This window comes from Undibacterium sp. GW821-FHT11H02 (assembly GCF_058808015.1).
Map to the genome: position 1 here is coordinate 41,188 of NZ_JBXARG010000025.1, position 7,599 is coordinate 48,786.

Here is a 7,599-nt window from a genome sequence, read left to right on the forward strand (position 1 = left end):
TGTTTTGCGAGCCGATTACAAAGTTCAAATGAATTCCTATTTAAACCTGTAACATCTAAAATTTAGTTATTGGCGACCAACTAGTTGACGCCATAAGCGGACGGTAGGGATTAACTTCGATCCCCTACTTGGTGTACCTGATGTATTCACCAGTGCACCATCCTTTGATGCAGCTTGGTACAACTTCAAATTACGATTGCCAGTTCGAATCACCGTGGTTCCCAAAGTAGACGAACTCAATCGACCACTTACCGCAACATCAGATGTGTTGATGACACCATCGCCATTCGTATCAATGGTTTGATAACCTAGTGCCGCACCGTTTAATGCACTAATCTGGATAGTGGCGGATAGACCATCATTAGCACACAATTCAGTACTTGTTCCTGGAATCAAGGTAGTAAAAATAGCCTGATCTTCAAACACATTGGGATCCGTTACCAAACGTTCTCCTGCTTTCTTATCTAGGGTTAAATACCAACCTCGTTTAGTATTCCAATCTACCGCATTCTTGGTCACTTGATAGAACGAAGTACCGTAAGTCGACAATTTTTGCTGAACCAATAGTGACTTGCTCACTTGCGTAGGTGCCGCTTGATCCCACACACCGTATAAGGTTTCATTGTCTACCGTCGTAGAGTCATTATCCTCGAATATTTTTCCGGTACCAAAAATAATCAAATAACCATTCATTGGATGTTGATATATTTGTGGTTGTGTCGTAATCGGTTGCTTACGTCCGCTACCGTCAACGGCATCAGTTGCAGTGAACAAAGGCTTAGTCGAACCAAATGCGAGACTTGGCGTGGTAATCCCAGTCACAGTCTTAAAATCAAACTTCCACAAATTGCCTTGGATATCACCAGCATAAGCCGACAAAATCGTCGCGTCAGGGCCGATCAATAATTTGGGAGTAGACAAACCATTCGGTGAACTAGAATTACCAACGCCAGTAGATATGCGATATAAAACATTGCCATTATTCAAATCGGCGACGTACAGAACCGCCGCACCATTGATACTAGAAAATCCATTCCCAAAAATGGTTACCCATCTGCCATCTTTCAAGCGGCCAACCTGAGGAACACCTATCGTGTAACCCAAATCATTATCGCCAGCTGCCGAAATTTCCCACTTTACGCTATCCTTTGTGAAGCTGGTAGGATCTGTCACATCCAAAGCGAACACAGATTTAGCCCCAGCCCCAGTGGTGCCGACCAAAATAGTACGCCATGGATCAGTAGGGTTTGAACCTAATGGTGCATCAGCAATGTTGGGCGTACCATCAACAAAAAAACGATGAACGTAGTTTGGTTTGGCTAACTCCGGCAAATTACCAATCACAGCTTTTGGAATAAATGCAAATCTTTCAGTACCACCAGTGCCAGGTGCGCCGGAGGCACCAGACGCATCAAATGCGTGCAACATCCCATCATTACTACCAACATAAACGGTAGGCGCCCGATTCTTTTTGTTATTCAAATAGGTCTGGTACACGGTTTTGCCGTAAGAACCAGTTGGCAGGAAGGAGTAACCATCATCACGCCCCTCCTTAACATATTGCGGATCAGAATTGACCAGATCTCCTAGCCAGTAAGTGCGACGTCTAAAAAAATCGCCCTCTTTTCCGATGTCTCCCTTTATGTAATTAATGATGTCGTTACCGCTTATTTCTGAACCAGTACCATATGTCGCTGCTGCAGTATCAAATATCGACTTTTCCGCAGCAAAGAGATTACTGTAAGAAAAGTCTAATCCTCCAATCCCAGAGGCAGCGCTGGTCACGATTTTTCTAGAGCCAAAATCAGGTTTAAGAGAATCCGTATCCCAGTCATTCGTTTGCGATACACTTCCATTTGCTGGATCAGTTGGATTCGACGTATTATAAAAAATCGACTTTTGCTCCAAACGTCCGGACCAATCACCAGTACGATAAGTCGCAGTATAGAGTTTGACACCCGCACCTAAAGTGGTATTTGAGGTCGCAATAGCAGCAGCATCACCAGACCGCGCAGCAATTTCGTTCAAGGCTTGCTTTAATGCATCCGAAAATTCAGTTGGGTTGCTGGCATTAAAATATTTACCACGACTATTCACAGCGGCATGCCATAAGTCATCGACCTTATGCCTGTCATTCGTATCTGGATCAGGCCAAACCTTAGCCCCGCTGGTCAATGCTGGTAGATCAGTCTTAGAATTTAAGACACCATCGACACCCAGCCCAACCGTAAATTGAACTAGGTGCTGCCAGAAAGCAACATCTTTTCCATCTTTCGAGGTGGGCACTATGTTGTCGAGAGTTCGTAAATCTCTTGACCAATAATAGAAAGCAATATCCGCCAAGGTGTCGCCATTTGCCGCATCGGCGTATGGCTTTACTGGTGAGTAGGTATACGATTTTCCGTCTGGTCCGGTAATTGTGGGCGCAACTTTGCCATCCCAATCTCCTGGATAATTAGCCGAAGGATTTCCATTCCAATAACCATCGGTCATTAAGATATTAAAGCTCTGACGGCATGCAGCCTGCTCAGACACCAAACCGACGCCATACTTCGTTTGCCATGGCGATTTGTTACCCGTATGAGGCGAGAGCCCATCCATAAAATACTTGCCGACTTCATCCACCGCCTTAACGAGTGGCGTACCGTTCGTATTGATTGGTGTTTTATACAATGTATCAATAAAGCTGATTTTATTCGCATTTGAAAAATCATCAGAGATACGATTAATGACAGTTCCACCAGTATTAATTGTGCCAAACCCAACTCTCAAGTTACCAGGTTGATTAGCGAATGCAGCGGCACTGCCGCCACGTGCCATCAAGATACGTGAGCGATAATATTGAAACCAATTTGCAAAATTCTGAATTTCTTCTTCGTAGGTACAAGTCACGCCATTGGTTTTGCAATCGGTACGAGTCGAAGCTCGAGTATAAGCCGAGGTCGATGAACGAATTTCTATGCGCGTAAAACAATTCAGATTACTAGCTAATACATTTGCTCCGGTACATGCTGGCGAGGTGCCCAAGGCCGGTGCGCGTGGCACAAATATATAATACGTTGCAGGATAATATGTCTTGGACGACGATGAAGAACTCGTAGCCGCATCATTGAGCCAATAAGCAGTAGTTGTGTTGTTGACAGTCAAATTAATCGAGCTTGAATTCGAACCACCAGTTGGGGCTACTGGATTAAATTTTGCTGCTGCGATATTGGCAGCTGGCATTGGCAGCCCATAAGGATTATTTGAATCAATTTTTGTGGTATCAACCCAAGGATCATAACGAATGGCAGGATCATAATAGGCTTTATTGGTGTAGGCAGAGCGCCATCTGGCAACAGTAATAACATCACTAAATCCCACCACTGTAGCACCGTTGCGACCAGTGTAACCGCCACTTGGGGAATATACATTTGCCGGAGGCGGAAAAGTGAAGCGAACCGCACAAGCGCTACCTGAAGAACAATAATTCGAAATATCTGTGGTGGTCCAAGTCTTCCCAGAAACACCGCCATTTGCCAAATCGCGACCATCTCCATACGGAGTCAAAGTCTCAGGCAAAACTTCAAACATCATCGAACCAGAATCATCCAAAGTATAAAAAACATTGGGCGGCACATTTGGTTTTACCAAGGGGGGCAATTGCGAAATACCCGCACTCGCACTCAAAGGCAACAAAATTTGAGCAGTTGCGAGTAGCAGTGCTAAAGGACGCAATAAGTGATTAGACATGCGTTTCATGGTAAACCTCGTAATAAACGTTCAATGAACTTGTGCTAAGTTACAAGTGCTAAAAATACTAAAAATTTCCGCAGCGAATCACTTCTTGCAGCCAAATCACAGCGTTCTCACTTTTTTCACTAGGGCTTGCATCGATCTTGGGGCCGGCGCGCGCGGTAATAATCCAAGAAGGTTGTTTATTGCCATTGGCAGGATTCAAACGCCACTCTTCCACCATGCAACGTGGCTGGCTCGCAGCATCCAAGCCGGCGATAGTATCTGGACCGGCGTCGGGAATCTGTTGCGATAAGCCCCCCTCTTTCCAATTGTTGTCATTTTCCCACGCATTAGGTTTTTTAGTTCCTGGCTCTGGGTCTAGTATGACTTTAGATGGTTGTTTGGCAGTGCAGATAGTCACTGAACCCGCCGCCAGATCCAAAAAACGCTCACAAAAACGTAGAGCCTTTTCTGCTGCTTGAAACGACAAATTTTGAGTACGTAAATTGGCCGTAATTTTTTCATCGAGCGTCGCCCTTTTTATTGCAGCAACGGCAAGTAAAGTCATGACAATCAGAAAAATCATACTAATGGCTAAAACGAAGCCTTTTTCACGATGCGATTTGTGGCGGAAATAATTAGACATCAGCTTGCTCCCGAGGTTGCGCCAGTTGAACGACTACGAATACTGATCGTAGTGGAAAAGACACCACGCAGACGATAATCAGTTGCTGTCGTCAAAGTATCATTGCAATCCCGGTAAGTTTGCTTTTCAGACGCAACTTTATCGTTGGTGGATCGCATAATCAGGCAAATCTTTATAGAGATAACAGAAGCCCAATCCGTTACCGAATTTGCCGGAATATAACGATCTATCGTTTGGCCTTCGGTGCTAGAAACGCCATAGGTCACTCTCATCTGCTCAACATTCTCGGCAACAGGTTGCGCAGGATTCACTAAATTAGGTGCACCAGGGGGGGTATTTCCATTACCTTGACAATACAACTCAGGAACACCATTATTCATCTTCACGAAAAAACGGTTATCCACTACATACTTGTCAGCGCCAGCTGGCTTCTTGCCTTCCGCTGGAGTCGTGGTAATCACTAACGCAGCTCCTAAACAGTCCGTCGGAATCGAGCCAGCTGTTGTATTTGCACTATTTGCATCCACGACATAGCTAACTCGAAATGCATCGGCACCTGCACCCGAAGCACATGGAATCGGTGAGACTGTACTTGATGGATCAATAAATCCCCCTGCACATCCCTGAATCGCATTATCACTCTTACCAGCACCGTCGGCAAAATCACTATAAAGTGTAGAATAAGTCTCATTAATTGATGTCAAGTTATCAGGAGATTTTTCCTTCACACCAGACTCATTCGTTGACAATAAATTCCCAAAGCCAGCCATGCGTACGTGATGAGCCATTAAGTTAAGTGCCAACCGACCTTCATCATCCAAGCGACTTTTATCATCGGTCGCACGATAAGTTTGACGATTAACCGCAAATAGCGATGTAAGCGCCAAAACAATCATTAAACCTATAGTTAAGGAAATCATCACCTCAACCAAGGAACGTCCTTCGTTCTTCCTTAGATTCCTTAATGGAACATGCATAATCTGCCTCATACAGTAAGTCTCACAGTAAAGCATCTGATACCAATAGGCGCTGCCACTGCAGCTGGACAATTTGCATCTACCGCATTAAGCGAGGGCTCTTGCCACATCACCGTCACATCGAAAGTTGAATTTGAGGCACCAGCGACAGGTACAACATAACCAGCACCTCCTGCTAAGCGACGTTGCAAGTTACGCTGCCAATCCGCCAAATCATAAGCGGCAATTTGGTTAGTATCACATGCCGCTGCAGGGGGGGCGAGAGTACAATTACTCGCAGGAGCATAAGTCGCAGCCTGTTTGGTCGTGTAATTGCCAACTGACGTATATTTAGCTTCATTTGCTGTACGCTCAACGGCAAACAACTCAGGCAACGTGTAGACGAAATTTGACCGCATTCTATCTCCGAGGTCATATGCGGCTTGCACTGCTTCAGAGCGTTGGCTGGCGGTCTTTTGAAATTTTAAGGCATTCATCTGCAAACTCGCCAAGCCTAACAAACCAATGGCGATAACCACAATTGAAACCATGATCTCAATTAAGCTGGTACCTGCCTGTTTCCTTTGCAATTTCAACATTATTCCTCCGGTTTAACCACAAGCTGGCGCATTGCCTATGCGAGCGCGACCACCAATGCCAATACAAACCGCACGATCTATAGCCGAATAGTCGGACGGTCCGGCAACGACAAAATTTACTGGAGTAGAAATTTGCCCCGTCGCATTAAAAGCCACGAAATTAATCCCATTACTTGGCAAAATCGAGCCTTCGGCGACGTCTTTCAGCATCTGGCCTTGAGCGCGTATTAAAAGTTCTGCTGGGTCTCTATTATTATTCGAGTCTAGATCGACAAATAATATCCATCCCTGAGCCCAGCCCATGGCTGTTGCGCCAAAATCACAAGTAGCTGTAGCGCTATCTGCATTAGAACTTTTACAAAGCACTAAACGATTACCGCGCTTTAAAGCCTCAGATCTCGCCAACAAAATAGTGGAATGAAGAGCACTAGCTAAATTCGACGTACGACTAGACACCATCATGTGTCGATAAGATGGTATGGCTATACTTGATAGCAAACCAATAAGTACCAACACAACCATTAATTCAATCAAGGTCACACCAGCATATTGTCTCGTGCGTGGCATATCGTATTTCATTCTGACTCCCCATTTCAGTTAAGTTACACCTTACTGTAACAGATGAGGCAGTTGCAATCTCTTTCAGATGAGTGGAATTCATTTTTGGATAATCGGAGCGCCACCAAATAGAGATTTATCACTTTAAAAAATATAGTCTGTTATTTGGTAACACACAGGTGATCGTCGACTCTCGCACGCCCGCCTGAAGCGAGACAAAGGTATCTATCATGCGTTGGATTATTATTGTTTTCTGGCCTGCGAATTGTGAAACGAATGTAGCTGCCAAAGGTCTGACCCGTAGGGTTAAATGATAAATAACTGCGATTTGGTGTAGGAATAATGGCACCTTCGGCAGAATTACTAAAAATTGCAGCTTGTACTTGAACCAGTATGTCTCTTTTTGTGAATTTCTTATCTGAGTCTTCATCGACAAAAATAATCCAACCATCTGCCCAACCAGCGTCACTTCCTACATTACCTCCATTGCTAGCACATGTTGGCGTCAAACTATTCGAGTTCAGACTGCGGCAAACGATTACGTTTTTATTGCGCTTGATCGCCTCCGCTCTAGCAAATAGGAAAGCCGCTTGTAAGGTGGTGGTTGCGGCCGAAATTCTAGACTTAATAAGCAAGTCTCCGAAAGCTGGGATAGCGACTGTAGCTAGGCAGGCGACTATCGTAGTAACTATCATAAGTTCCACCAAAGTTACACCATCTTCAATACGCTTCAAAGTACACCGCATAGTAGCACCTATTTTAATATACCAATAAATATAGACTTAGTATAAATAAAAATCGATATGTAGGGAGTTTTAATTATTACTTTGTTGTTCTTTTTCGACTATTAACTACTGCATGTACCTGAATATGTACAAAAATTTAGTTATGGGAGGTCATACCTGTGGAGAAGCAACATCAACTATTCGTTCCCGATGGATGTATCGACCTCCGGCATAGAGATAAGTGAGTAGTGTATTTTGTTGCGAATCGCAAAAAGCAAAAGCCCCGTATTCTGTGGAGAATACGGGGCTTGCTGGAATAAGAGCCTGACGATGACCTACTTTCACACTGGTTGCAGCACTATCATCGGCGCAAAGTCGTTTCACGGTCCTGTTCGGGA

The 7,599-nt window shown here is 44.5% G+C and carries 7 protein-coding genes; all 7 read right to left on the reverse strand.

Annotation, left to right across the window (positions count from 1 at the left end; genetic code table 11):
• Positions 1-66: 66 nt before the first annotated feature.
• Positions 67-3,741 carry a pilus assembly protein gene (locus AC1RR2_RS19095; protein WP_493223868.1) on the reverse strand — a complete coding sequence of 1,225 codons (3,675 nt, stop codon included), beginning with the start codon at positions 3,739-3,741 and terminating at the stop codon, positions 67-69.
• Between the two features lie 58 nt (positions 3,742-3,799).
• Entirely contained in the window at positions 3,800-4,363 is a 564-nt protein-coding gene (locus tag AC1RR2_RS19100; RefSeq protein WP_493223869.1) for a pilus assembly PilX family protein, read from the reverse strand.
• The gene (locus AC1RR2_RS19105; RefSeq protein WP_493223870.1) at positions 4,363-5,340 is read right to left on the reverse strand and encodes a PilW family protein; all 978 of its coding nucleotides are present in this window, start codon (positions 5,338-5,340) and stop codon (positions 4,363-4,365) included. The genes AC1RR2_RS19100 and AC1RR2_RS19105 overlap by 1 nt, the downstream gene beginning before the upstream one ends.
• Before the next feature lie 8 nt (positions 5,341-5,348).
• Positions 5,349-5,915 carry a type IV pilus modification protein PilV gene (gene pilV, locus AC1RR2_RS19110; protein ID WP_493223871.1) on the reverse strand — a complete coding sequence of 189 codons (567 nt, stop codon included), beginning with the start codon at positions 5,913-5,915 and terminating at the stop codon, positions 5,349-5,351.
• 15 nt (positions 5,916-5,930) lie between these two features.
• Positions 5,931-6,497 (reverse strand): GspH/FimT family pseudopilin, encoded by a 567-nt coding sequence (locus AC1RR2_RS19115; protein ID WP_493223872.1) that lies wholly within the window; start codon positions 6,495-6,497, stop codon positions 5,931-5,933.
• Positions 6,498-6,637: 140 nt separating this feature from the next.
• Complete coding sequence (locus AC1RR2_RS19120; protein WP_493223873.1) at positions 6,638-7,222, reverse strand: GspH/FimT family pseudopilin; 585 nt, start codon at positions 7,220-7,222, stop codon at positions 6,638-6,640.
• 150 nt (positions 7,223-7,372) lie between these two features.
• Positions 7,373-7,599: hypothetical protein (locus AC1RR2_RS19125; protein WP_493223874.1), on the reverse strand; the 227-nt coding region annotated here is incomplete at its 5' end.